The sequence below is a fragment of the Chryseobacterium amylolyticum genome (genome assembly GCF_051011775.1).
In the GTDB taxonomy this organism is placed as follows: domain Bacteria; phylum Bacteroidota; class Bacteroidia; order Flavobacteriales; family Weeksellaceae; genus Chryseobacterium.
On sequence record NZ_JBPCHX010000004.1, the window covers coordinates 343,147 to 368,147 of the forward strand.

Annotated in this window: 23 protein-coding genes; 15 read left to right on the forward strand and 8 right to left on the reverse strand. The window is 37.9% G+C overall.

Annotated elements, in window-relative coordinates; genetic code table 11:
• The first annotated feature begins 33 nt into the window (after nt 1-33).
• The 8 genes from ACR1PO_RS13440 (at nt 34) to ACR1PO_RS13475 (ending at nt 7,102) form a co-directional block, all read left to right on the forward strand.
• Entirely contained in the window at nt 34-1,224 is a 1,191-nt protein-coding gene (locus ACR1PO_RS13440; RefSeq protein ID WP_433987078.1) for an alanine dehydrogenase, read from the forward strand.
• Entirely contained in the window at nt 1,224-1,595 is a 372-nt protein-coding gene (locus ACR1PO_RS13445; protein WP_332389079.1) for a hypothetical protein, read from the forward strand. Before ACR1PO_RS13440 ends, ACR1PO_RS13445 begins: the two co-directional genes overlap by 1 nt.
• A gap of 20 nt (nt 1,596-1,615) precedes the next feature.
• Nucleotides 1,616-2,389: a histidine kinase gene (locus ACR1PO_RS13450; protein ID WP_433987079.1), complete on the forward strand. Its 774-nt coding sequence runs from the start codon at nt 1,616-1,618 to the stop codon at nt 2,387-2,389.
• Nucleotides 2,364-3,074 carry a LytR/AlgR family response regulator transcription factor gene (locus tag ACR1PO_RS13455; protein ID WP_433987080.1) on the forward strand — a complete coding sequence of 237 codons (711 nt, stop codon included), beginning with the start codon at nt 2,364-2,366 and terminating at the stop codon, nt 3,072-3,074. The genes ACR1PO_RS13450 and ACR1PO_RS13455 overlap by 26 nt, the downstream gene beginning before the upstream one ends.
• A gap of 302 nt (nt 3,075-3,376) precedes the next feature.
• Nucleotides 3,377-3,574 carry a hypothetical protein gene (locus ACR1PO_RS13460; protein WP_332389074.1) on the forward strand — a complete coding sequence of 66 codons (198 nt, stop codon included), beginning with the start codon at nt 3,377-3,379 and terminating at the stop codon, nt 3,572-3,574.
• Nucleotides 3,575-3,669: 95 nt separating this feature from the next.
• A complete protein-coding gene (locus ACR1PO_RS13465; protein ID WP_433987081.1) occupies nt 3,670-5,949 on the forward strand; it encodes a cation:proton antiporter in 2,280 nt (759 codons plus the stop codon).
• A 104-nt stretch (nt 5,950-6,053) separates the two neighbouring features.
• The gene (locus ACR1PO_RS13470; RefSeq protein ID WP_433987082.1) at nt 6,054-6,542 is read left to right on the forward strand and encodes a hypothetical protein; all 489 of its coding nucleotides are present in this window, start codon (nt 6,054-6,056) and stop codon (nt 6,540-6,542) included.
• A gap of 35 nt (nt 6,543-6,577) precedes the next feature.
• Nucleotides 6,578-7,102, forward strand: coding sequence for a hypothetical protein (locus ACR1PO_RS13475; protein WP_433987083.1), 525 nt, complete (start codon nt 6,578-6,580; stop codon nt 7,100-7,102).
• Nucleotides 7,103-7,112: 10 nt separating this feature from the next.
• On the opposite strand, the gene ACR1PO_RS13480 is transcribed toward ACR1PO_RS13475, so the two are convergent.
• Nucleotides 7,113-7,760: a hypothetical protein gene (locus ACR1PO_RS13480; RefSeq protein ID WP_433987084.1), complete on the reverse strand. Its 648-nt coding sequence runs from the start codon at nt 7,758-7,760 to the stop codon at nt 7,113-7,115.
• 446 nt (nt 7,761-8,206) lie between these two features.
• Between ACR1PO_RS13480 and ACR1PO_RS13485 the strand changes: the two genes are divergently transcribed.
• The 5 genes from ACR1PO_RS13485 (at nt 8,207) to ACR1PO_RS13505 (ending at nt 14,911) form a co-directional block, all read left to right on the forward strand.
• Nucleotides 8,207-9,229: a LysM peptidoglycan-binding domain-containing protein gene (locus ACR1PO_RS13485; protein ID WP_433987085.1), complete on the forward strand. Its 1,023-nt coding sequence runs from the start codon at nt 8,207-8,209 to the stop codon at nt 9,227-9,229.
• A gap of 1 nt (nt 9,230) precedes the next feature.
• Complete coding sequence (locus ACR1PO_RS13490; protein WP_332389069.1) at nt 9,231-10,082, forward strand: DUF4280 domain-containing protein; 852 nt, start codon at nt 9,231-9,233, stop codon at nt 10,080-10,082.
• A gap of 36 nt (nt 10,083-10,118) precedes the next feature.
• A complete protein-coding gene (locus ACR1PO_RS13495; protein ID WP_433987086.1) occupies nt 10,119-12,584 on the forward strand; it encodes a DUF5675 family protein in 2,466 nt (821 codons plus the stop codon).
• The gene (locus ACR1PO_RS13500; RefSeq protein WP_433987087.1) at nt 12,577-13,812 is read left to right on the forward strand and encodes an SH3 domain-containing protein; all 1,236 of its coding nucleotides are present in this window, start codon (nt 12,577-12,579) and stop codon (nt 13,810-13,812) included. Before ACR1PO_RS13495 ends, ACR1PO_RS13500 begins: the two co-directional genes overlap by 8 nt.
• Nucleotides 13,813-14,068: 256 nt before the next feature.
• Nucleotides 14,069-14,911 carry a prephenate dehydrogenase gene (locus ACR1PO_RS13505; protein ID WP_433987088.1) on the forward strand — a complete coding sequence of 281 codons (843 nt, stop codon included), beginning with the start codon at nt 14,069-14,071 and terminating at the stop codon, nt 14,909-14,911.
• Nucleotides 14,912-15,020: 109 nt separating this feature from the next.
• Here ACR1PO_RS13505 and ACR1PO_RS13510 read toward each other — a convergent pair whose 3' ends face one another.
• The 7 genes from ACR1PO_RS13510 to ACR1PO_RS13540 form a co-directional block, all read right to left on the reverse strand.
• Nucleotides 15,021-16,439 (reverse strand): L-serine ammonia-lyase, encoded by a 1,419-nt coding sequence (locus ACR1PO_RS13510; protein WP_433987089.1) that lies wholly within the window; start codon nt 16,437-16,439, stop codon nt 15,021-15,023.
• Nucleotides 16,440-16,539: 100 nt separating this feature from the next.
• Nucleotides 16,540-17,883, reverse strand: a complete 1,344-nt coding sequence (locus ACR1PO_RS13515; RefSeq protein WP_433987090.1) for an ammonium transporter — start codon at nt 17,881-17,883, stop codon at nt 16,540-16,542.
• Nucleotides 17,884-17,986: 103 nt separating this feature from the next.
• Entirely contained in the window at nt 17,987-18,634 is a 648-nt protein-coding gene (locus ACR1PO_RS13520; protein WP_433987091.1) for an alpha/beta hydrolase, read from the reverse strand.
• Between the two features lie 108 nt (nt 18,635-18,742).
• Nucleotides 18,743-19,369: a YceI family protein gene (locus ACR1PO_RS13525; protein ID WP_002980882.1), complete on the reverse strand. Its 627-nt coding sequence runs from the start codon at nt 19,367-19,369 to the stop codon at nt 18,743-18,745.
• Nucleotides 19,370-19,447: 78 nt separating this feature from the next.
• Nucleotides 19,448-20,014 carry a YceI family protein gene (locus ACR1PO_RS13530; RefSeq protein WP_142725928.1) on the reverse strand — a complete coding sequence of 189 codons (567 nt, stop codon included), beginning with the start codon at nt 20,012-20,014 and terminating at the stop codon, nt 19,448-19,450.
• A 142-nt stretch (nt 20,015-20,156) separates the two neighbouring features.
• On the reverse strand, nt 20,157-21,206 hold the full coding sequence (locus tag ACR1PO_RS13535; protein ID WP_433987092.1) for a glucokinase: 1,050 nt from the start codon (nt 21,204-21,206) through the stop codon (nt 20,157-20,159).
• 116 nt (nt 21,207-21,322) lie between these two features.
• A complete protein-coding gene (locus tag ACR1PO_RS13540; protein ID WP_332389061.1) occupies nt 21,323-21,886 on the reverse strand; it encodes a hypothetical protein in 564 nt (187 codons plus the stop codon).
• A 366-nt stretch (nt 21,887-22,252) separates the two neighbouring features.
• Between ACR1PO_RS13540 and ACR1PO_RS13545 the strand changes: the two genes are divergently transcribed.
• A complete protein-coding gene (locus tag ACR1PO_RS13545) occupies nt 22,253-23,632 on the forward strand; it encodes a DUF1800 domain-containing protein (protein ID WP_433987176.1) in 1,380 nt (459 codons plus the stop codon).
• Nucleotides 23,633-23,794: 162 nt separating this feature from the next.
• On the forward strand, nt 23,795-24,979 hold the full coding sequence (locus ACR1PO_RS13550; RefSeq protein WP_433987093.1) for a DUF1501 domain-containing protein: 1,185 nt from the start codon (nt 23,795-23,797) through the stop codon (nt 24,977-24,979).
• The last annotated feature ends 22 nt before the right edge of the window (nt 24,980-25,001 follow it).

The window sequence follows — 25,001 nt, forward strand, 5'->3', positions numbered from 1 at the left end:
AAAACAATCTGTAAGACATAATTTAATTTAAGGATGAGTACAAATATTTTTACTCCTTTCACAGAAGAAGAATTAATGCCGAAAGAGGAAAAATTGGAGGTTATAAAAAAAGGAAAACAGTTCAGTATTGGGATTCCTAAAGAAACCTGTCTCAACGAAAGGAGAACCTGCATTACTCCCGACGCCGTACAGGTGCTGGTAGAGCATGGCCATGAGATCATTATAGAGGCAGGGGCCGGACAAGGTTCATTTTTTACAGATTTACAATACTCTGAATCTGGAGCAAAGATCACGAATGATCCTAAAGAAGCTTTCGGGCAGGATCTTATCCTGAAGGTAAATCCTCCTACAGAGGAAGAAATTGAGTACATGAAGCCCAATACGTATCTGGTTTCGGCACTTCAGATCAACCTCAGGGATAAGGAGTATTTCTTAAAGCTTGCAGAGAAGAAAATAAATGCCATTGCCTTCGAATTTATTGTTGATGAATATAAGCAGCTGGCTTTGGTAAGATTAGTAGGAGAAATTGCAGGAACCGTTTCTATTTTATACGCTTCCGAATTATTAGCCTTATCCAATGGCTTAATGCTTGGAGGAATCACAGGAGTAAGACCTACAGAAGTAGTAGTTCTCGGAGCCGGAATTGTAGGCGAGTTTGCTACAAAAGCAGCGATCGGTTTAGGAGCCAGCGTAAAGGTTTTCGACAACTCTTTATCAAAACTGAGAAGACTTCACACCATTGTTGACAGCCGTGTACCGACTTCCATTATTGACCCTAAAGAACTCAGCAAAAGTTTAAGACGTGCTGACGTAGTAATCGGAGCACTACCAAGACTGAATATGACACCTATCGTGACCGAAGATATGGTCATGAAAATGAAAAAAGGAAGTGTCATCATCGATATCACCATAGATAACGGTAAAGTAATTGAAACTTCAGAACTTACCACCATGGAAAAGCCTTACGTCATCAAACACGGCGTCATCCACTGCGGGCTTCCGAACCTTACCTCAAGAATGCCGAGAACCACCACCAAGGCGATCTCAAACTTCTTCCTTTCCTATATTTTAAATTATGACGAAGAGGGCGGCTTTGAAAACATGCTCATCCGCAAAAACGAAATGAAGCAGAGCTTATATATGTACAAAGGAAGACATACGAAGAAGATCATCTGCGACCGTTTCGGGCTTACCTACCACGATATCAATCTTTTAATTTTCTAATGAAGAAACTGAAATTTTATGCAATAGGCTTCGTTCCGGGGCTTCTGATCGTATTTTTTATTTTGAACAAGAAAGGAGCAAGCTGCAGCGGCTACTTACCCAACAGCCGTGTGATTGCAGAAACACTTTCCAAGGAATTCAAATATTCTGATGAGGCTAAAAATGCCATGACAACCTACAAGATTGATGAAAAATTTATAAAAGACAGTATCATTACCAACGGAAAAGTGGATTTTGACCGCAGCCATGCTCAGAAAAAACCATGTCCCGATTATCTTTTAACCTACCCTGAAAAAAATCCGTCTTACGAGATCACTTTTGAAAAATGTGAAGAAAGTGTGACAGTAAACGGTCTTAAGAAACTTAAATAGTTTTTTCATAATCCTACGCTATGGAAGGCAATTACTACATGATTCATGATTATCTGATATTCATCGGAGTTTTTGCCATTTTCCTGTTTCTGACAACAAGTATTTATCTCTTCAGCCAGAACCACAAACTGAAACAGAGAAATACCAAATTATCAGAAACCAATAAGCTTATTGAACAGCGTATGAATGAAGTCCGTCTGGAACACATTGGTACTAAGCTGAACCCGCATTTGTTTAAAAACATTCTCAATTCAGTTCAGTCACATGCCTATCAGACGTATATGTCACTGGATAAGCTGGCCAATGTGCTGGATTATATTTTATACGAAAGCAACAACAAGTTTGTCAGCCCTAAAGAAGAGCTCAATTTTGCTTTAAGCCTTATTGAGATTAATAAAATCAAGATCAATCCCCTCTTCGACTTCAGAATCAAATCCAGGATCAACAAGACCGATTCCGTGTATGAAGAAAAAGTATTTGCCCCGCTGATTTCTGTAGATCTTATTGAAAATGCTTTCAAACATACGGATTTTCTCGCCCAGGACTCTTTTATTTCTATTTACATGGAGCTTGAAAACGGTATTTTCACCATGAAAGTAAGCAATAAAGCTTCTTTAAAAAATATCCTGGAAAAAGAAAAGAGCGGTTTTGGAAGCCAGTCTTTTGATCAACGGCTTAAGATGATCTACAGCACATATTACCAGCTTGAAAGAAGCTCAAGAAACGGAGTTTTTACAGCAGAATTAAAAATCAATTTAGGAGAATTCTATGATAAAATGCGTTATTCTGGATGACGAATTACTGGCCATCAGTTATTTAAAACTTCTATGTGAGCAGATCGAAAATGTAGAAGTGGTAAAAGCGTTCAATGACCCTAAAGTTTTTCTGAATGAAATAGACAGCATCGACTGCAATCTGTGTATTCTGGATATTGAAATGCCCGGAATGACAGGCCTTCAGGTAGCTGAAATAATATCAGGCTCAAAAAAAATCATCTTTACAACAGCTTATAAAGAATATGCTGCCGAAGCTTTCGACCTGAATGTGGTGGATTACGTAAGAAAACCTATTAAAAAAGAACGGTTGATCCAGGCGTTTGAGAAAGCGAAGGAACTTGTGGAAGACAGTCCTAAAAAGGCATTTATTGAATGGAATACCAACATTGGAAAAACGGTCATATTCACAGAACAGATTTCTTATATCAAAACCTCCGAAATAGACAGCAGAGATAAAGATATCATGCTCAGTGACGGAACCACCATTGTCTTAAAAAACCTGAATTTCAAAAATCTTCTGGAAATGCTGCCATCCAAAGATTTCGCACAGGTCAACAAAAAAGAGATTATTGCCCTGTCTTCCATCAAAGTATTTTCAACCAACGAAATTATTACAACCATTCCTTCGGAAGACCATACTTTTCTGAAACTCCAGATCGGAGATGCCTACAAAAATTCTCTGATGGAGCGATTTGGGAAATAAACATTTCTTCAGATATTCTCTGTTTCATTACAGAATATCCTCACTTCATTACAGCTCAACTTTTTCAATATACAATCCGGTTACTTTTGCAGAGAATTAACTGATTTTATAATGAAAAATTGTTTCTATGCTGCAGGAATCCTCATATCCGGATTGTGTTTTTCCCAGGAGACTTCTTCAAAATTTAAGGCTTCTTTTTTGACGGAATAGCCGCTGCCGGATATGTAGACCATGGTGCGTTTATCAACTTCACAGGCCCGAATCTGAACTTTACTTACAAAAATGCAAAATTTATACTGGGAATGCTTCCTTCGCTAAGAATTAAAGAAGACAGATCTTCCGGAACCCAAAACAGTCCCATTATGCCTACTCTGGGAGCTGGACTGACAATGGTTTATAAAAAGATTGCCGTTCAGATCCCTGCTTATTATAATTCAAAAACGGCAGATCAGAATGGCAGCTGGAAAATAGGAATTGGGCTTGGCTGCTCTTTCAGATAGATTTTATTACATTTTTTGGAACATTCATTACATTTTAAAAAAAAGAGTATTTAACATAACTATATTCTTATGAACTTTGCATCAAAATTGGAATCATGAATTTGGGGAAATACAAAAATTTAATTTTCTATATTACGACCATTGCAGTCTTTTCCGGACTGATGTATTACTTCATTATAGAAGGACAGACGCTGGAGGTAAAGGAAAATATCGTTGCCAGCACCAGCAGTGGCTCTACCTGGGAAAATTTCCTGGAATCATTCAAGACCAATCTCCACCATCCGCTTGCCTTATTACTGGCACAAATTGTCACGATTATTATGACCGCAAGGCTTTTTGGATGGATTTGTATGAAAATAAAACAGCCTACGGTAATCGGGGAAATGATTGCAGGGATTGTACTGGGGCCGTCGCTTGTCGGAATGTACTTTCCTGAATTTTCAGCATTTCTTTTCCCGAAAGAATCTTTAGGCAACCTGCAGTTTCTGAGTCAGATAGGTCTTATCCTTTTCATGTACATTGTAGGAATGGAACTGGATCTGAGCGTATTAAGAAAAAAAGCTCATGATGCCGTGGTCATCAGCCATGCCAGTATTATTATTCCTTTTGCACTGGGAATAGGTCTTTCCTATTTTGTGTACCAGGAATTTGCCCCGGACGGTATTCAGTTTACTTCTTTTGCTTTATTCATAGCCATTTCTATGAGTATTACTGCGTTTCCGGTACTCGCAAGAATCGTACAGGAAAGAAATCTTCAGAAAACCAAACTGGGAACCATTGTTATTACCTGCGCTGCCGCAGATGACATTACGGCATGGTGTATTCTTGCGGCCGTAATTGCGATTGTAAAAGCAGGGTCTTTTGCCAGCTCTATTTATGTGATTATCATGGCTATTGCCTATGTATTTCTGATGATTAAAATTGTAAGACCTTTCCTGAAAAGGGTTGGAGACCTTCAGGCAGGAAAAAATACCATCAGCAAACCAATGGTGGCTATTTTCTTCCTGACATTGATCTTATCCGCATATGCTACTGAGGTCATTGGTATTCACGCTTTATTCGGTGCTTTTATGGCGGGAGCTATTATGCCGGAAAATGCAAAGTTCCGTACTCTTTTTATTGATAAAGTAGAAGATGTGGCTTTAGTACTTCTGCTGCCGTTATTCTTTGTATTTACAGGTCTTCGTACACAGATCGGTCTGCTTAATGACAGCCATCTGTGGATGACCGCAGGATTTATTATTCTGACAGCCGTTCTCGGAAAATTTGCAGGAAGTGCCCTTACAGCAAGGTTTGTAGGTATCAACTGGAAAGAAAGCTTAACCATCGGAGCCCTGATGAATACTAGAGGGCTTATGGAACTTATTGTACTGAACATCGGGTATGACCTTGGTGTTTTAAGCCCCGAAATATTTGCTATGCTTGTGATCATGGCTCTTTTTACAACTTTTATGACGGGTCCTGCTCTTGACTTTATTAATTTCATTTTTAAATCTAAAAAAAATCAGGACGATCCTATTCAGGATAATGATTCCAAGTACCGTGTTCTGCTCTCATTTGATAAGCCTGAATCAGGAAGTACCCTTTTAAAACTGGCCCACAACTTTACCCATAAAATGAATGGCAATAAAAGCATCACAGCCATGAACATTGCACCGGTAGATGAGATGCATGCCTATGATAGTAATGAATATGAAAATTCACAGTTTCAGAATGTAATTGAAACCTCCCAGGATCTTAATCTGGAAGTCACCACCCTCTTCAAAGCGTCTACTGATATTGAAAGTGACCTTACCAGCATTACCAATAAAGGACACTATGACCTTCTGCTGATCATGCTTGGTAAATCTATGTATGAAGGAAGTTTATTAGGAAGGTTATTAGGTTTTACAACCAAAATCATTAATCCTGAAAAACTGCTGAACACAGTAAAAGGTAAAGGAAATATATTCAATAATTCTCCTTTTGACGATTTTACCCTTCAGATTCTAGACAAAACGAATATTCCTGTGGGAGTTCTGGTGGAAAAGGATTTTAAAGCAGCAGACAAAGTATTTGTCCCGATCTTCAATCTGAGTGATTTTTATCTTCTGGAATATGCGAAAAGGCTGATCAATAACAATAACTCCCAGATTATCATTCTGGATGCTGCAGGACAGATCAGAAATAATATTGAAGTAAAAGAACTTATCAGAAGTATTGAACAGGTGGCTCCCAATCATATCACGTTGTACAATGAGAAAAAAATTGAGAAAGAATTCCTTAATGCTCAGGACCTGATGCTGATCAGCAGTAAAAGCTGGAAAAACCTGATCGATACAAAGAGTCTTTGGCTGTCTGATATCCCGTCTACATTAATAATTTCAAACCCTTAGACCAAAATAACACACCGATATTTCTATTTCTACAGGAAGCTGTAAATATTATCCGTTGTCTGTAAAGAAAAAACGGGTATATTTATGGCTTCAATTTTTGGGACATGCTGATTAACAGTGAAAATGGAGTTATAGAACTGGAAGCCTTTGCTACCAGTCTTTATAAGGGAATGGGTCTTGACCGGCTGAAGCAGTCTGATTTTTATAAAGAAAAGTACTCTGATATGTGGGATGTAAAAACCGGGTATTTCTGGTATTATTTTAAGAATATAGAGGCACAGGGATACCAGTTATCTTTCAGTCTGTGTTTTTTTAAAGATCAGCTGGACACTATCCATATGAACACATGGGAAAATGGTGATGCCAAAGACTGGAATGAATGGACGGAGGAAAAAGAAATGAATGTCTTTCACCGGAACAACACTTTTCTGACAAAGGTTTTGAACAGGTCTCCCACCCAAAAAAAGAAAACCCCTTATCCCAGCTGCACCTTCAGATTTTCCTGGGGAAATGTATGGTCGGTCTACGATCCGCGAAGTGCCGGCAGCTTTATGGGAATTAATTTTAATGAAGAAAAAACAAATAACTTATAACCAAAGATTAAGATTGTAATATGTGCCGATATGCCATGATGGTTTACAAAGGTCATTATGCCTGTTTCAACTGCCGGAAAACATTCAAACGCCGCCACCTTAAAGATGTGGACCGGGACGCTCTGGTTTCGGTGGAAGCCAAATGCCCCGAATGCGGAAATCTGATGGCTAATATGGGACTCGACTTCAAATCACCACCCAAAAATGATGATAAGCAATGGGCCCATATCCGGGATTTGTATACCGTCGGGATTACTTTTCATTCGTGTGGATGCTCCGGCCCCGGTTATATACCGCAGGACCGGAAAGCAATTATTGAATATCTGGAAAAAATCAGATCAGAATATATGAAATCTCTCGTATTCTGGAGATACCGTATTGAGCCTGAAACAAAAAAAGAAAGGGAACTGGATTATCAGAAGAACAGCTCGCATTTATGGGCCGTCAACCGTAATGCGTTTAAGGAAACCGTCACGAATCAGGAAGGAATCAATTATTGGCTCAAAAGAATCAATGAGGTTGAGGAGAGACTGAATATCATTAAGGCTGATCAACCATAACGCTACTCCTCTACTTTACAAGCTTCAGAAGCTTTTTAAAATCTTCTTGGATCTCTTTCTCCTGCTCAGCCGGATAATCCGCACTGATACCTGATCCGTGTAAGTCATTATTGCTGATCAGAATGATATTTCCGTTTTCAAAATAATTGCGGGTCATTGTAATCTTTGATTTTTTCAAATCAAAGGCTTCCATGTCATTATTTTCTTTCATTGTTTTAGCATCATAGAAAAGCGGTCGGTTATACCTATACTCTTTCCCGAAAACAAAAGAAAGCTGTCCGTTAAGAAGATAATATTCTGTCAGCTTCTGCCCCATTTCGCCATAATGTTTCGCAATTACTTTTTGCAGACCTTTATCTGTGTAATAAAATGTGGCTTCCCCGCCTTCTGCAGATTCTCCTTCAATATCTTTCTTTTTGACAGAAGCCCATTTTGTCACGGAATTGATACTTTTAAAATTAGCCTGAATAGGTTTTATCTTATTTTTTAAACTCTTGCTGCCCGTAGTATCTTTGTCGATCAATGTTTCTCCAATCTTTACAGTATCCTGCGCTTTGGTATTGAAAAAAACAGACGCCTGATCGCCGGACTTCTGAGGATATGCAAAACTCAAACTGATCAATATTATGAAAACTCCGTGCAAGAATCTATTCTTCATATTTTGTTTTTTATAGCTTTAAAATTAATAATAACTTTTGGTTGTACTGCATATAATGAAACCACAAAAGTCACAAAAGTTTTTTTGGGGTTGTTTTAAGTCACAACTAACTGTTTTAGCTTTGAAACCCTTATAACAGCTTAGATTCCTGCGGAATGAAACAATCGGAGTGATTGTCTTACCATACAGTTTGTCATTCCGTAGCAATCATCCACATTAAACCGACAAGAAAAGCATCAACAAAAACTCCAATCCTTACCAGCATCAACTGAAGACGCAATATTCCCCTCGTCCTGAGGTGGCGAAAATTCAAAGAATTTTTGACGGGGTGGTTTTCTATGCTTCATCAATTCATGTCGTAATTCTACTACAATTTTTAAAATTTCACTCCAAAAATTAATTTCAAATACAGTTTTTTAATAGCTTTATAGGATAATTCACTTTGGATGGAAATTGATTTCTTACAATATCAGGTACGGAATGGAGATACGCTGACCTCTATCGCTTCCCGGCTAGGCATGACCGGTGAGGAACTGAAGCTGTTTCATAATTCCCACTGCGAAAAAATGGACAGGGTTTGGTTTGAAAATCTTAATAAAGTGAAAACGATCTTTGTCCCTATACATCATAAAACAGAGGCACAAAAAGACCAGGAAAGGAAAAATACCCTTCCGTCACAATTCTCCCCTTCCTTTTTTGCCACAACATATACTGTTTATGAAAGTTTTGAAAGTCCGTTTGAAACTCCGGTTAACATCGGTTATACGATTGATCTTAATCTTCACAAAGAAAGAAAAACAGGACAATATATTGTAAGTTATGTCCAAAAAGATTTTACGTCTGATGGAAACGCGCCTGATGATAAAGTAAGCAGTCTTTCCATTGCCTGCATGAAAAGTATTATGCCCCTTGAATTTATTATGAATGAAAAAGGCAATATCACAGGGTTTGCAGATCATAAAAAAATCACTGACACTTTTATCCATCAGCGAAAAGATCTTGAAGAGTTCTATGTAGGCGAAGTCTCTCAAAATTATATGAACATTTTTGAAAGAAATATTAAAGATGAATCATTTTTATTACAGCAGTTTCAGAGCACACTCCTGTTTCAGACACTGTTTCCTGGAATAGACTGGTTTCAGAAGAAAGCAAAGTGGAAAGAACCTTTTTATTTTTTACAGAATTCTTTTCCGGTACAATGTGAAATCAATATAGAACAGGAAAATGAGGATGAAAACGCAGTCTCAACCATTTTAAATGGCAAAATCAGGGAATTATGTACTTCACAGGAGATCCTGCGTGGGATTAAGCTTAAAGAAAAGACGTCGGAACCTGCCTCAGGCAATATTGTATTAGAATACACCACCAACATAAAAAATAAAAATCTTCTACAGGCAAAAGCTTCGGTTTCACTGAGCCATGAAGGGGTATTGATACACCAACACCATATCAACATAACACAAGGATAATATGAAAAATTATGTCATACAAAAAGGCGATACGTTCAGTTCACTCGCCGGGCAGTTTAAACTGAAAGATGAAGGTATTTTAAAAACCTACCACAATCTTCACTGCCCGCCGGAAGATGTTATGCAGGAACCTGTTCCCGGAAAAACGATTTTAATTCCGGAAGATCCACAGCTTATGACTGAAGAAACAGAACTTCAAAATACCGCTTCATCTTCTGGAGAAGAGTCTACAGAAAATACCGCTTCCGGGGAAGAAAATCCGGCAGGAGAACAGTCTCAGAATGAAGAACAGCCATCTGAAGAAGCTGAAAAATCCAATAAAGAACAAAAAAACGAAGAGCATAAGGAAGACAGTGGTTCTACTCCTCATGAAGGAAAATATTTCGTTGTACAGAAAGGAACCGTACAATGTAATCAGGGATTTAAATTTCCAAAATTTAAGGTAACAAGCCACAAGAAGCATTACTGGAATGATGAAGAAGGAAATGCTGATTATCTGGCTGTAACGGAAGATGATCTGCAGCTTGATCCGGCAGCACAACCGTTCGGACAATGTAAACTTAAACCGACTTCAGGAGGCTATCTTCCCTGCGCTTACGCTCCTGCCGGAAAATGGCAGAAAACCTATGAAAAGGTAAAAGTGATGGGAAAAAGCTGTCTTACTGAAATTTCAGAACTGATGTGCAGCACGGGAGGGAAAATTACCATTCTCAAGCACGGACAGCAAAGTGAAACGGGCAAAAGCCATGTAACCCAAGCCAATACGCAGGAACAGCAGGTTTATAACCCCGTTGTTGATTTTGATGAATTCAAGGAAGATACAAAAGGAACAGACGAACTTTATTACAGCTAAGCCATGACAGGAAATATTATCGGAAATCAGAATCCTTTGGCAGGAACAACTTATTCCTACGAAGTAAAACCTTCCCTCCTATCATTCGGACTGAAAGGTGAATATGAATGGTATCTTTACAAGAAACAGAAAAACGGAACCTGGAAAGACATCACCGGAAAGCCTAAAACCGGTGAAAAGGTAACTTACCGGTTTGGAGAAATAGCCGTAGGAATAGAGTTTCAAATGAAAGTCTATGAGATTAAAAAAGGTATTTTACCAGGGCTTCCTGCCAGCAAGGAATTGGCTGGCACTCTTATCCTTATTCCAACCAGCAACAAAGTTTCAAAAATAGATAAAGTAGTTCTCTTCAACCGCGGAGCAGCTAACGTCAATAAAGCCAGTTATCGTGATACTCTTATTGCCCAGGCTCATTGTATTGGCATGTTTAATAAGGAGATCGAATTCCATCTCTGGGAAGATGATGCACCGGGAAAAGGCCACGACCCTGTTATTAATAAAAACAACCGTCATCCCCGCAGCTACAAAGCTCTGGTTAATGCAAAGGGTATTGCAGAAGTACAAATTCCCCTGATGTCTGATGAAAAAATCCTTCGCCAGATGGCCAATCAGTTTATGATGAAAGGTGACAAAAATGAAGGAGCCAATCATGAGTATTATGTTACAGCAAGTTATTCGGGTCAAATTCAGGGAGCAAGCCAGGTCAACGTAGATGTAGCTAATCCGGATTATAAGGGACAATCTCAAAATCAAACTAAACCGCAGCCTCAAGGAAATACTCCAAAGTTCACACCAGGACAAAAAGCTCCCAAACAGCCGGATCCTAAAGGCAATATTATAGAAGCTGTTTTCATTGATGATAAAGGAAATGAACTTTCCAAAGTTGCTGTAGGAGATAAAGTAAGGGTAAGAATCCACTCCAAAAATATGGTGGGAAAACATATTCAGTATGTGGTTTGGGAATATGATACCACCTCCAATGATGAAGTTTACAGAAGCGGAAACATTAAAATTCCTGCCGATGTATGTGACACATCAGGGTTTGTCATTACAAAAGCTATTTTTGAAAAAGGAATAGACTCTCCTGTTGGCGATCCGGATTCGGATAAACAAAACTATTTTATTGAAATTATTTCTAAGGATCTTTCTGCAGAATCTCAGAAATTCGGGGTAAATCCGGAAGGTCTGATGCAGGTGGAGAAATTGAAGAGTGCGGCGGTGGTGCAAAATCAGCCGGAACCTGCAGTTCCAAAAACCGGGAAATGTTTTTGTAATAGAGATTTCACACCAGAAGAGTTTGAGAAAATAATTCATGGGCTTCGTGATAGCGAAAAGCGAGTCAAACAAAGTAGCGGATATAATTTATTTAATGCTCCAAATTGCAATATTAAAGCAGAAGATAGAACCATCGAAAAACTGCGATCCCAAATAAATAATATTTTCAATAAATATGGTATCAATACCTGCCTTAGAAAATTACATTTCTTATCACAAATTTATCACGAAACTGATCGTCTAAGAACTGCAAAAGAATATGCTGATGGAATTAAGTATGACCCAGGTAAACATCCAGATGCAATAACAAGTGGAAATACAACAATAGGAGATGGTGAAAAATACAAAGGTAGAGGGTTAATGCAATTGACATGGAAAAACAACTATAAAATATATAAATATTATTCCGGAATTGATGTAGTAACAAATTACCAAAAGGTTTCCGACACTTTATCAATCGCCTGTGAATCAGCCGGCTGGTATTGGAAACAAGGAAAAATATTAAGTGTTGGTACAAGATGGAAAGGTCCCGCAGATGCACCATCCTATGTAAAAACCCACAAACCTGACTACCCTAAAGATACAATTATATGGGAAGAGAATGGCAAAAAAAAGAAATACGGAACGGTAAATATGGGATTGATAGCTGATGATGATAAAGTAGATTTAATAAGCTACTTAGTAAATGGAGGAGCAAATGGATTACAAGAAAGGAGGAACTATGTAATTACATTAAAAGCTTTATTTGAATATCCACAAAAATGTGTAAATAAAACCCAAGTCTCACCACCTGTAAATAATGGATCAGCTAGTTCTGTAACGATAAGATTAGTTAGGAAGTGGCAAACTAAAAAATCAACAATTGGAGAATTCACTATTGACAATACCCAGATCAAAGGTTTCATCCTTGAAGAAAAAGGGCCGGATACAACTGAGTCAGGTAAAGAGCAACGTGTTCCTATTGGGACATATAATCTAGAATGGCATTCGGGTACAAAAATTAAAAAAGGCCTCAAGCTATTCAATGATGTTGTATCTAAGGACAGAGCAATATTAATTCATTCTGGTAATACAGCAGATGATACTGAAGGATGTTTATTACCCGGAACAACCCGATCTACAGATTTTGTTGGTGGTAGTAAAGATAAATTAAAAGAAATATTTACCTATGTGGAAGAAATAGGAATTAAAAACGCTAAAATTATAATTACTCAGGCATATGAATAAATTACTTTTATTAATACTAGCTATATTAATATCGTGCAAGAGCCCTTCGCAAGAGGGTAAAAGCATTAATGTTACAAATCTTGAACAGTCATTTTCAAATAAAAATGAAAAGGAGTTCTTAGAAAATTTTCCAAAGGATTTTCAAACCTTTAAAAATACATTTGGCTGGAACGATGAAAAAGATTCAGCTGAAATCCTTTATAAACAAGCCACTCCATACATTGATTACTGGTTTTCTCTAATCCAAAAACCTCAATATAAAAAATATGAAAACTCAATAACAGAAATTTCAAAAAATGGAAAATGGGAAGCCGATGCTGTTAATTATTTTAAAATAAAGTCAATAGAATATATTAAAAAAAATAAAAAATATGATCTGATCAACTCTTTATCAAAAGATGATGCAAAATCAGTTTTAACATTTTTGCTTGATTCTCCTCATTCAAAACCTGATGATACATTATTAGCCAATTTAACAGCTGAAAAACAAAACTTAGCAAAAGAAATATTATCTGCGAATCCTTCAAGCGAAACTAAAAGAAGCTCGTTTGAAACCTATGTCAACAATGAAGATTATTTCATAAAAACCTTTGATGTCAATAAGGATGGCATCTCTGACAAAATTGTAAGTAACAAACCTTATCAAGGAGAAAATTTATTTGTTTTTTTAGGGGATAAACAGGGTAAATACATATTAGCACTGGAAACAAGAAACTTCTCTGAGGATGGAGGTAATATTATCAATGATATCATTCCAATCTCTGGAAACAAAGGATTCACTATAAAAACATCATTCCCAGATCGTGGATACTATGAAAAAGAATATAATATTGTCTTAGAGAATAATACCTGGCTTCTTAAAAATATTATCTATAAAACAATGTCAGATACTTCTCAGGATGCAGTAAAATATATTTGCGATGTTCCCCAAAATATTGATATCCAAAAATCCGGATGGACAGATAAAATAATACCCATTCCTGAAGAAAATGTAAGAGCCAAAAAATGCAGAGTAGAGAAAAGTCAAAATAAAACTGCTTTTTACATTCAGGACAGTGATGGTTTTACCAACCTCAGAAAGGAGAAAAACTCTTCTTCCCAAATCCTGCAAAAAATCAACACAGGTGAACAAGTTGAGGTTTTAGATCAAAACGGAGATTGGTGGTTAGTAGTTTCTAAAGAAGGTAAAAAGGGATATGTTCATAAAAGCAGGATAAAACCTGAATAATAACCCTCTGATTGACACAAAAAAACAACTTGCTAAAATATGAAGCCTACCACCAACTATTAATCCCATGTATACAAATTTAAAAAAGAAAATTTCATTTCATTTAAAAAATATTTATACCTTTGCTCTGTGATTTTTAACAACGGAACATATTATTATAGAATTTTTACCTCAGCTCTGGGATAGGATTCTTATGAATATAATTTAAAACCTCGTCCTAGGGACGAGGTTTTTTTATTTTAAAAAATGTAAAAAGATGAAAATAAGTATTATTGGAGTGGGATTGATCGGAGGTTCGATGGCTTTGAAATTAAGAGAGAAAAACCTGGCCAGCTTCATCTACGGAATCGATAACAATACACAGCATATCAGTGAAGCATTGGATCTTAAGATCATTGATGCCGGAACAAACCTTGAAGAGGGAATTAGAAATTCGGATCTGATTATTCTTGCTATTCCTGTAGATGCTGCCCGAAAACTGTTGCCTTCTGTTCTGGATCTTGTGTCTGATCAGCAGACGGTAATGGATGCAGGCTCTACTAAAGCAGGCATTGTACATGCGGTAAAAAACCACCCAAAACGTGCAAGATTTGTAGCGTTTCACCCGATGTGGGGAACAGAAAACAATGGTCCGAAATCCGCTATTGCAGAGAGTTTCTCGGGAAAAGCAGGCGTGATATGCAACAAAGAAGAATCGGCAGACGATGCTTTGGCTACCGTTGAAAAAGTAGTCAATGCTCTGGATATGCACATGATTTATATGAATGCAGAAGATCATGATGTTCACACTGCTTACATTTCTCATATCTCCCATATTACATCTTACGCTCTTGCCAATACCGTCTTAGAAAAAGAACGTGAAGAAGAAACGATTTTCCAGCTTGCCAGTTCCGGGTTTTCAAGTACTGTCCGTCTTGCCAAGTCGCATCCGGAAATGTGGGTTCCTATATTTAAACAAAACAAAGAAAATGTGCTGGACGTTCTGAACGAACATATCACTCAGCTCAGAAAATTCAAATCTGCGCTTGAAAAAGAAAACTATGAATATCTGGAAGAATTGATTTCCAATGCCAACAGAATCAGAGGAATTTTAAGATAGGTATTATTTAAGATACTAAAAGCCTCAACAGCTTTTACTTTTATTTTATTAAGAAACCCTTAGTCAGTAATGCCTAAGGGTTTTATATTTTGAAATAAAATGATTTCTATTAACATTCCGGAACATTGACTGCAATGGCCAGGCCTCCTTCCGAAGTTTCTTTAAAACGGTCACTCATCGACTGAGCGGTCTCCCACATGGTCAGAATCACTTCATCCAATGTTACTTTTGCTTTCGTAGGATCACTTTCCAGTGCAATATTGGCTGCCGTAATGGCTTTCATAGCACCCATCGTATTTCTTTCAATACATGGAATCTGCACCAGCCCTTTAATTGGATCGCAGGTTAAGCCAAGATGATGCTCCATCGCAATTTCTGCCGCCATCAATACCTGCCCTACACTTCCCCCTAAGATTTCTGTAAGTCCGGCAGCTGCCATTGCAGAAGATACTCCGATTTCCGCCTGACAGCCTCCCATCGCTGCAGAAATAGTCGCGTTTTTCTTGAATAACGTCCCGATTTCTCCAGCTACAAGCAGGAATCTTACAATATCCTCCTCACTCGTAAATGGTGTAAATGCCTGAGAGTACATCAGTACCGCCGGAATAACTCCACTCGCACCATTGGTAGGTGCGGTAATAATCCTTCCGAAACTTGCATTCTCCTCATTTACTGCCAGGGCAAAGCAGGCAATCCATTTGTTGATATTCGTGAAGTTCTCTTCAGCATCTACCACCTGCTGAAACCATTCATCTTTATTTTTATAGATTTTATCTCCCAGAAGCTTTCTGTTGATTCCTGCAGCTCTCCGGGAAACATTCAGTCCGCCCGGAAGAACCCCTTCCTTATTCACCCCTTTATAAATACATTCTTTAATCTGCTGCCAGATATAAAGTGCTTCTTTCCTCGTTTCTTCCTGAGTTCTCCAGCTTTCTTCGTTGATCAGAATCAGGTCAGACATTTTATTAAGCCCAAGTTTCTCACAGTATTTTGCGATATCAGAAGCTTTATGGCAAGGATACAAGGTTCGTACACACTGCTTTTGGATAGAATTTTTTTCCTGGCTGGCTATGAAACCGCCTCCTACAGAATAAAAATCCTGCACAAGCTCTGTTCCATCCTCAAAAACGGCTCTGAAGATCATCCCGTTCGGATGAAAATCAAGGCTTTTTTTCATGTTTAAAACCAAATGGTGCCCGTAGATAAACGGAATTACCTTTTCACCGCCAAGGTTAATAGTTTGAGTGCTTTTAATGTAGTTTATTTTCTCATCAATTTTTGAAGTATTGATCGTTTTAAAATCCTCTCCGTTCAAACCAAGCATTCCCGCAATATCAGTTCCGTGCCCAATCCCCGTTTTTGCGAGTGAGCCAAAAAATTCAAGAAAAACCTCTTTTACTTCTTCTATTGATCTTTCTCTTTTTATAATCCTGATAAATGCAGCAGCGGCATTCCAGGGTCCCATTGTGTGCGAACTGGACGGGCCAATTCCTACTTTAATAATTTCAAAAACCGATATTGATTCCATAAATGATTCGTCATTTTCCTCAAAAACAAAGATACATGATAAATCCCAAAATCAATCTTCAAATCTTTAACGAAATTGACATCTGAATAGAATATAAAAGCTACTGCAGGCATTCCTCATGCTGGGAAAGATCAAGGCCTTTATTTTCAGACTCTTCGGAAACCCTTAGAGTGATCATAGCGTTCGTAATTTTATACAAAAGCAGCGAACCAAAGAAAGTGAAAACAGAAACAAGAACCAGGGCAGCCATATGATGGAGAAAGACCTCAATTCCGCCATGAAGCAGACTTGCCTTTTCACCATGGGCAAAAACAGCAGTAAGGATCATCCCCATAATTCCTCCTACTCCATGGCAGGCAAAGACATCCAGTGTATCATCTACTTTCTTTAAAGCCTTCCAGTTAACCATTATATTGGAAACAATTGCTGTAATAAATCCGATAAAAAGACTTTCCTGAATACTTACAAAACCACATCCGGGAGTAATCGCCACGAGCCCTACTACAGCACCGATACAGGCTCCCAAAGCAGAAACACTTCTCCCGTTGATTCTGTCGAAAAAAATCCATGTCATCATTGCTGAAGCAGAGGCAATAGTAGTTGTACCAAAAGCTGTTGCGGCAGCAGCAGAAGCACTTAATGCTGAACCTGCATTAAATCCGAACCATCCAAACCATAACATTCCGGTTCCCAGCAGTACGTAGGGAATATTGGAAGGCTCATGGTGAGGATTTTTTCTGTTTCCAACTACCATAGCCCCTGCAAGGGCTGCAAAGCCTGCGCTCATATGCACTACTGTTCCACCGGCAAAATCTTTCACCCCGAAATATTTGTTTAAAAGACCATCAGGATGCCATACCATATGGCAAAGCGGTGTATAAATAAAAATACTGAAAAGAACAATAAATAATAAATAGGAAATAAAACGAACCCTTTCTGCAAAAGATCCTGTGATGATCGCAGGAGTAATCACTGCAAATTTCATCTGAAACAGGGCAAAGAGAATAAAAGGTATGGTGGGAGCCATTATTTTATGCGGCAGATTCCCTACTCCACAGAAAAACGGATAGCTTAACGGATTTCCGATAATACCGTAATGTTTTCCGCCAATGGTAATCCCCAGTGAATTTCCAAAAGATAAGGAAAAGCCTACAACTACCCATACCAAAGAGATAACACCCAGGGCAATAAAGCTCTGCAGCATGGTAGAAATCACGTTTTTCCTGCCAACCATTCCTCCATAAAAGAAGGACAACCCCGGTGTCATCAGCAGAACAAGGCCTGCCGCCGCCAGAATCCAGGCAACATCCGCGCCTACAATTTTATCTTCACTTAAAAATTCTCCTGTATCAGGAATATCGGCAACCGGATTCCAGAATAAACCTCCGATTGCAACCAGTGTGATGACAGAAAATGAAACGATCCATTTTAATCCTACTTTCATAAAATTTATATTTAACCCTATCAAATTTAAACATAAATTTCATAAAAATGACATTTTTCAAACAGTACCCCTATAAAAAAATACTATTTACAAGATAATATTTCTAATTTTCACAAAATACTTCCTTCAGTATTTTGGATACTTCTTTAGATTTGGTAGCAGGAAAAAGATGGGTTCCTCCCTTTACTACATAATCGGGCTTGGAATAACGGATGGGAAAAACGATATCTTTATCTCCTAATATCTGAATTACATTGGGATTTTCTTCAAACTTCCATTCAGCAACTTTTTCTACAGACCATTTCAGGTAATAAGGATCCCTTACTTTAAAATATTGCAGAAGTTTTGGATTTTTAGGATCAAAAAGTTTCCTGATAACAGCATATACATTGGCAGCCCTGTCATTGAATAATCCTACAGGTAATATTCTCGGGATTTTGGTAACCTCTCCTGTCCTTATAAATCTTGATTTTTCTTTGTCAGATTTGATACTTCCAAGGATTACTACCTTCTCCGCAGGTTTCAATTGATTGATCTCCTGCACAATAATTCCTCCGAAAGAATAACCCAGGAGACAGAATGGCTCTGAATCATCTATTTTCTCCGCCATTCTTTTAACGTAAGCATCGAAGGGCTCATTTTTTTCGGGGATGAGCCAGTCTATAAAAATCAGTTCACAGTGTTTGGGAAATTCTATTCTTTCAAGAACCTTGAAGTCTGCTCCCAGACCGCTTACGATATAAATTTTCATACCACTAATTTATAAAAAATACGAAAATAAAGAAATGCCCTCCTGATTTAACAGCACTAAAAAAGAGCAGCTCCTGAGAACTGCTCTTCTATATCAATAGAATATATTTTACTTTTTCTTTTTCGGAACTCTGTTCTCGTTATCCAGCATTTCTGTAGAAACTTTGAACTGAATATCCATTTCGTTCTTGATGAAATAATCTTTCAGTGAAGACTGATAGAATACTTTAAAGTCTCTTCTGTTCAGAGAGAACTTGGCAGATTCAATAGATGTGGTGAACTGAGTAACATATACATTCGCAGGGAATGAGATTGTTTTTCTTACACCTTTAAGGGTAAGATCACCATATACTGTAGAATTGTATTCACTGTTTGCTAAAGGAATGATTTTAGTCAAATGGAACTTTGCAATAGGGAATTTTTTCACTTCAAAAAAGTTCGAGCTTTTCAGATCATTAGTAAGCTTGATCTGATCTTCATCTGAAACATCTCCTGCCATCAGGCTTCTCATATCAATTATAAATTCTCCGTCTACAAGAACCGTATGGTCAAAGTTGAATTTTCCGCTTTTTAGCTTTACTGTTCCTGAGTGGGAAGTTTCCTGGGTTTTTACCACCTTATACCCCCACCATCTGATCTCTGATGAAGTCACCTTTGAAACCTTATCAAATTTCTTTTGGGCAGAAACAAATGATATGCTTGCGCACACCATAGCAAACAATAGTAATCTTTTCATTCTTTTTTATTTACAATTCAACAAAAATAAAAAAAAGTGTAGAACTTCTACACTTTTAATAATCTTTTTTTGATTAATTTATTGAGCAGTTACCTTTACAAGCATATCAATATCATCTTTCACAAAAACATCCTGCATGGTAGACTTGTAAGCAACATCAAACTTCTGTCTGTCGAAAGAGAATTTGTTGGAAACTAAACTTACTACTCCTTTGCTGTAAGAAATTTTGGCAGGGAAAGAAATAGGATTTGTTTTTCCTTTTACAGTAAGGTTTCCTGTTACAAGAGAGTTGTAGATCTTATCGTTGTTTTTCTTTACTCCTGTAATTTTGAAAGTTGCCGTAGGGAATTTTTCAACTTCAAAGAAGTCACCATTCTTAAGGTGTCCGTTTAATTTTTGCTGATATTCTCCTGTAAGGTCAGTAGAGCTGATGGAAGTCATGTCCAATACGAAGCTTCCACCTACCAGTTGGTTTCCTTTCATTACCATATCACCAGACTTTACTTTTACAGTACCGTCATGAGAGCTGGCCTCAGATTTTGCTACTTTGTATCCCCACCAGTGTACATCAGACGCTACTACTTTTTTTGACTGTCCGAAAGCTAGACCACCAGCTAAAACTGCTAATAAAAATATTTTTTTCATTGAATAGAGTTATTTACTTATTTAACGATACAAATGTAGGTATCTTCTTCAATAGATTTCATTGATGTATATCAATAAATTTTATTATTTTCATGAATAATATCATCCCATAAAAAACTCCGAATTTCTTCGGAGCCTTTATTTATACCTGATAGTACGCTGTATAAAGCGCTATACCATTTAGTGCCGTATGATTTTGCTTGACCAGATAAATAGGAATATTTTTAAGCATTTCTTCCATTTTGTCACTGATCTTGAATTTTTCGTAGAATTTTCCTTTGTCGATATACTCTCTTACAGTCTGTGCAATATCTCCGGCAATCAGCAATCCTCCGGTAGCTTTGAGCTTTAGTGTAAGGTTGTTCGCTTCTCTTGCCAGGAATTCAAGGAAAGTATCCAAAGCTATTCTGCAGATAAGTACATTTTCTTCCACAGCTGCTTTATACAATTCTTCTACGAAGTTTCCCTGTGCAAGGCGTTCTCCCAGCCATTCCGGCTCAGGATGCCTTTTCACATCTCTCAGGAATCTGTAAATATTGAATAATCCTGACTTTGAAAGTACGTTTTCCCAGCTTACAATACCATAGATATTATTCAGAAACTGGTAAAACTCAACTTCTACATTGGTTCTTGGTGAAAACTCTGAGTGTCCGCCTTCTGTTGCGAAAGGTCTCAGGTATTTTCCGTCAAAGAAATATCCGGCCTCACCCAATCCGTTTCCGGGAGCAAGAACGGCTACATTTCCTTTTTCAAGGTGTCCGCTGGTGTAGATCGCTTCAAGATCATTATCTTCCAACAGAGACATTCCGTAAGCGGAAGCTTCAAGGTCATTCAGCATGTCTACTTTTTCAAACCCGAAATCGCGGGCATATTCAGCAACATCTAAGTGCCATCCCAATCTTGCAGGGCTGCTCTTCCCGTCCAGTACAGGACCTGGTACAGCCATTCCCAGACGTTTTACATTCTGCAATTGATTATCCTGGATAAACTTCTTCAGAATATCTGAAAAAGAAGAATATTCCTTGGTTGCATATGTATTTTCTAATTTTATCTCAAGACCTCCGTTCCCGGAAACGAAATAGCCTAAGATTGTTATATCTTCACGGAGGCTTGCTCCAATGATAGAAACATTATCATTATTACTGTTCTCTACTCCTGGTAAATAAAGTGGAAATTTTGGATTCAGAATCATAACCTCAAATTTTACCAAATATAATAATTGTTTTTGTAAATCCTGCACAGAACAAAAAAACCTTTCCACTTTCGTGAAAAGGTTTTGGTTAATAATTGTTTATATATTAAATCTAACTACTTTCCTAATGGAATATTGTAACCGAATCCTACCCCGATATTCCCCACATTATAATCCTGACCTGGCAAATCTCCTTTTGTTCCTACAAAAACCTTTTGGTATTGTACAAAGAAGTTCCAGTCTCTGTTGTGGTATCCGATCTCCGGTTTAAGGTAAAAACCTCCGTCTGCTCTTTCAACATTGGTATTTGATGCCACTGCTTTATCCCCAACCAGGAAACCGTATCCTAAGTCTGTTCCGAAATAGAACCCGGTTTGTTTTGGATAAATTCTGATTAAAGCAGCTACAGGAATTACTCCCACATCATTATTTTTATATCCGTTATTGTCTTTTCCAAAATAGTGAGTATATCCTGATGCGATACCTAGCCCAAACCCTGGTGTAATCAGGTTCTGATAAGATACATCCACTCCTACTGCAGCGGAAAGATTATCTGCGGGAACTGCTAAACCAACATTCGCACCTACTTTGATCATATTGTTCATTTGAGCACTTTGGGCGCTTGCTATACCTGCTGTTAAAATACCAGCCAGTACTATTGCTTGTTTAAACATTTTCATAACTCTAATTTTTAAATTTTACTAAACAAAAGGATGTAAAAATCATGCCAAGCAAGGCTTTCTCTTTGATTTTAACAGTCAAACAAAACATAAAACAATGAATATCAACTCATTAATTTTAACAAAATTTAAATGTTTGTTTAACAAAAATTATCAAAAAATGATCCCGAAAAGTGAATTAAAGAAAGGAAGCCAGAAGATGGAGGCTGGAAGCAATATTCGAAAACCAATTCAATTTTATCTCCTTTAATAACTCCCAACTTCATTCTTCCGGCTTCCAGCCCACATAACAATATTAACAATCCTTAACCCGTTACTATTTTAACCTTCTTCTTTGAAATACATCAAAAAAATAAATTCTCCATGATGGCTGATTCATTAATAAAAAACAAACATCTTCTCTGGCGTGCGGGTTTTGGTGTGGGTATTAATCAAATTGATGATTTGAAAAATAAAAACATTAAAACGATAATGAATGAATTATTTAAAGAAGACAGCTTTAGTGAGATTACCTATGATACTCCTGATCCTGATTTGGCAGCAGACTACATGAACAGCACAGCTCCTGCTGAAAAGAAAAAAGAAATGCAGCGTATCAGCAGGGAACAAAACAATGAGCTGAACCTAAATTTTTTGAATACCATCGTCAACAGCAAAGAGCAGATGAGGGAAAAGATGGCATTTTTCTGGCATGGGCATTTCGCTTCAAGAGTGATCAACCCGAAGTTCAACAGACAGCTTTTAAATACTATCAGGAAGAATGCACTGGGAAATTTCAAAGATCTGCTTTTTGAGGTAAGTCAGTCACCGGCCATGCTTAATTTTCTTAACAATCAACAGAATAAAAAGGATCATCCTAATGAGAATTTCGCCCGCGAAGTCATGGAGCTTTTTACCATGGGAAGAGGCAATTATACTGAACATGACGTGAGAGAAGGCGCCAGGGCATTCACAGGATGGAGTTATGATAAGGAAGGCAATTTCAAAGAAAGAAAAAATCTTCATGATGAAGGCAGCAAAACTTTTCTGGGAAAAACAGGCAACTTTGATGGAAATGACATCCTCAATATTATTCTGGAACAGAAGGCTACTGCACAGTTCATTACCACAAAGATTTATAAATTCTTTGTTAATGAAAAGCCAGATCAGGATATTGTAAACAGACTCAGCACAAATTTCTACAATTCAGGATATGATATTAAAAAACTGATGACTGAGATATTTTCCAGCACATGGTTTTATGATCAGAAGAATATCGGCAACCGGATAAAATCTCCGATAGAACTGATGGCTGGTATGATGAGGATCCTTCCGATGCATATTCAGAATCCCGAAAACCTTATCGTGTACCAGAAATTACTGGGCCAGATGCTCCTTTATCCTCCTAATGTTGCAGGATGGCCCAATGGAAAATCCTGGATCGACAGTTCCACACTTATGCTGAGACTCCAGGTTCCGCAGATCTGGTCCGGGCTCCGCCCTTTAGAATACAGCCCCCGCCAGGATGATGATATCGATATGGGAATGAAATCCCGGGAAACTGCTTTGAACAAAAGCTTTAAAAATCCTAATATTACCATCGACTGGGACCGGATCGAGAAAATTTTTACCAATAAAAACTGTGAAGATTATCTTTTACAGAATACTCAGAGCCTTGATATGAACTCCGTAAAGAATTTTTCTGACAAGAGTATCAAAATGAATGTCATCAACCTGATGTCTACTCCGGAATACCAGCTAATGTAGGGAGAAGGTTTTAGGTTGCAGGTAGCAGGTAAGCTGTCGCAGTATAACTTGCCTATCCATGATTTATTTTACTGCTATAAATAAAATGCAGCCAGCCCTATAACTTACAACCTTCTGCCTGCAACCTATCATCTGCCACCTTAAAACCCTAAAAACGAAATTATGCTAATCAAAAGAAGAGAATTTCTCAAAATAAGTTCACTGGCTACAGCCTCTATGCTGATGCCTAATTTCTTAAAAGCTATGACGCTGGATGAAGCTTTGAATCCCAGTCAGAATATCCTGGTCGTTCTTCAGTTTACGGGTGGAAATGACGGGCTGAATACTATTATTCCGGCTAAAAATGACATTTATTTCAGGGAAAGGAAAACACTGGCTGTTCAGGATTCAATACCTTTAACAGATGAGGCGGGGATCAATCCGTCTCTCTCCTATTTTAAAGAGCTTTTTGATAATGGAGAGCTTTCTGTGATGAATAATGTAGGATATCCCAATCCGGACAAATCTCATTTCCGAAGCATGGATATCTGGCAGTCAGCCAGCAGAAGTGATCAGTTTCTGGAAACAGGATGGCTGGGACGTTTCCTGGACGAAGAATGCTACCGGTGCGACCATCCTACCCAGGCACTTGAGGTGGATGATATGCTCAGTCTTGCCCTGAAAGGGCAAAATAACAAAGCTTTCGCATTTAAAGATCCTAAAAGGCTCTACCAGACGAGTCAGGAAAAATATTTCAAGTCTCTTTATGACCACCATCATGATGATGAAACAGTGTCCTATCTTTATCAGACTTTAGGCTCCACCATCAATAATGCCGATTATATTTTTGAAAAAAGCAAAGCTAAAAAGACAGAGCAGACTTATCCGAATTCCCAGTTGGGAAAAGACTTTAAGACTGTAGCTTCTTTAATAAAGTCAGATATCAATACTCAGGTTTACTATCTTTCAATAGGAAGTTTTGATACTCACGTGAATCAGAATGACCGGCAGAAAAAATTGTTCAATGATATCAATGAGGCGGTAAAATCTTTCGTTGCCGATATGAAAAGCAATGGACTCTTCAAGAATATTTTACTGATGACATTTTCTGAATTCGGACGCCGTGTGGCTCAGAATGCCAGCAACGGAACTGATCACGGAACAGCCAACCAGATGTTCTTTATCGGCGGAAGCCTTAAGAAGAAGGGACTGTTAAACACCCTTCCCGATCTGCAGAATCTGAATGAAGGCGATCTGATCTACAAAGAAGACTTCAGGAAAGTATATGCTACGATCCTAAAAAACTGGCTAAACGCAGACTCCTCCAAAGTATTGGGATGGAAAGACGGGATTTATGATTTTGTGTAAACAAACCGCAAAGTCACAAAAG

What these genes read in the sequence shown, in the direction of transcription:
- ACR1PO_RS13525 (WP_002980882.1), bottom strand. Translation starts at nt 19,369, where the DNA reads ATGAAAAGATTACTATTGTTTGCTATGGTGTGCGCAAGCATATCATTT.
- ACR1PO_RS13545 (WP_433987176.1), top strand. Translation starts at nt 22,253, where the DNA reads ATGGCTGATTCATTAATAAAAAACAAACATCTTCTCTGGCGTGCGGGT.
- ACR1PO_RS13515 (WP_433987090.1), bottom strand. Translation starts at nt 17,883, where the DNA reads ATGAAAGTAGGATTAAAATGGATCGTTTCATTTTCTGTCATCACACTG.
- ACR1PO_RS13460 (WP_332389074.1), top strand. Translation starts at nt 3,377, where the DNA reads ATGCTTCCTTCGCTAAGAATTAAAGAAGACAGATCTTCCGGAACCCAA.
- ACR1PO_RS13440 (WP_433987078.1), top strand. Translation starts at nt 34, where the DNA reads ATGAGTACAAATATTTTTACTCCTTTCACAGAAGAAGAATTAATGCCG.
- ACR1PO_RS13500 (WP_433987087.1), top strand. Translation starts at nt 12,577, where the DNA reads ATGAATAAATTACTTTTATTAATACTAGCTATATTAATATCGTGCAAG.
- ACR1PO_RS13470 (WP_433987082.1), top strand. Translation starts at nt 6,054, where the DNA reads ATGCTGATTAACAGTGAAAATGGAGTTATAGAACTGGAAGCCTTTGCT.
- ACR1PO_RS13510 (WP_433987089.1), bottom strand. Translation starts at nt 16,439, where the DNA reads ATGGAATCAATATCGGTTTTTGAAATTATTAAAGTAGGAATTGGCCCG.
- ACR1PO_RS13550 (WP_433987093.1), top strand. Translation starts at nt 23,795, where the DNA reads ATGCTAATCAAAAGAAGAGAATTTCTCAAAATAAGTTCACTGGCTACA.
- ACR1PO_RS13480 (WP_433987084.1), bottom strand. Translation starts at nt 7,760, where the DNA reads ATGAAGAATAGATTCTTGCACGGAGTTTTCATAATATTGATCAGTTTG.
- ACR1PO_RS13485 (WP_433987085.1), top strand. Translation starts at nt 8,207, where the DNA reads ATGGAAATTGATTTCTTACAATATCAGGTACGGAATGGAGATACGCTG.
- ACR1PO_RS13540 (WP_332389061.1), bottom strand. Translation starts at nt 21,886, where the DNA reads ATGAAAATGTTTAAACAAGCAATAGTACTGGCTGGTATTTTAACAGCA.
- ACR1PO_RS13535 (WP_433987092.1), bottom strand. Translation starts at nt 21,206, where the DNA reads ATGATTCTGAATCCAAAATTTCCACTTTATTTACCAGGAGTAGAGAAC.
- ACR1PO_RS13475 (WP_433987083.1), top strand. Translation starts at nt 6,578, where the DNA reads ATGATGGTTTACAAAGGTCATTATGCCTGTTTCAACTGCCGGAAAACA.
- ACR1PO_RS13505 (WP_433987088.1), top strand. Translation starts at nt 14,069, where the DNA reads ATGAAAATAAGTATTATTGGAGTGGGATTGATCGGAGGTTCGATGGCT.
- ACR1PO_RS13450 (WP_433987079.1), top strand. Translation starts at nt 1,616, where the DNA reads ATGGAAGGCAATTACTACATGATTCATGATTATCTGATATTCATCGGA.
- ACR1PO_RS13445 (WP_332389079.1), top strand. Translation starts at nt 1,224, where the DNA reads ATGAAGAAACTGAAATTTTATGCAATAGGCTTCGTTCCGGGGCTTCTG.
- ACR1PO_RS13530 (WP_142725928.1), bottom strand. Translation starts at nt 20,014, where the DNA reads ATGAAAAAAATATTTTTATTAGCAGTTTTAGCTGGTGGTCTAGCTTTC.
- ACR1PO_RS13465 (WP_433987081.1), top strand. Translation starts at nt 3,670, where the DNA reads ATGAATTTGGGGAAATACAAAAATTTAATTTTCTATATTACGACCATT.
- ACR1PO_RS13455 (WP_433987080.1), top strand. Translation starts at nt 2,364, where the DNA reads ATGATAAAATGCGTTATTCTGGATGACGAATTACTGGCCATCAGTTAT.
- ACR1PO_RS13520 (WP_433987091.1), bottom strand. Translation starts at nt 18,634, where the DNA reads ATGAAAATTTATATCGTAAGCGGTCTGGGAGCAGACTTCAAGGTTCTT.
- ACR1PO_RS13490 (WP_332389069.1), top strand. Translation starts at nt 9,231, where the DNA reads ATGAAAAATTATGTCATACAAAAAGGCGATACGTTCAGTTCACTCGCC.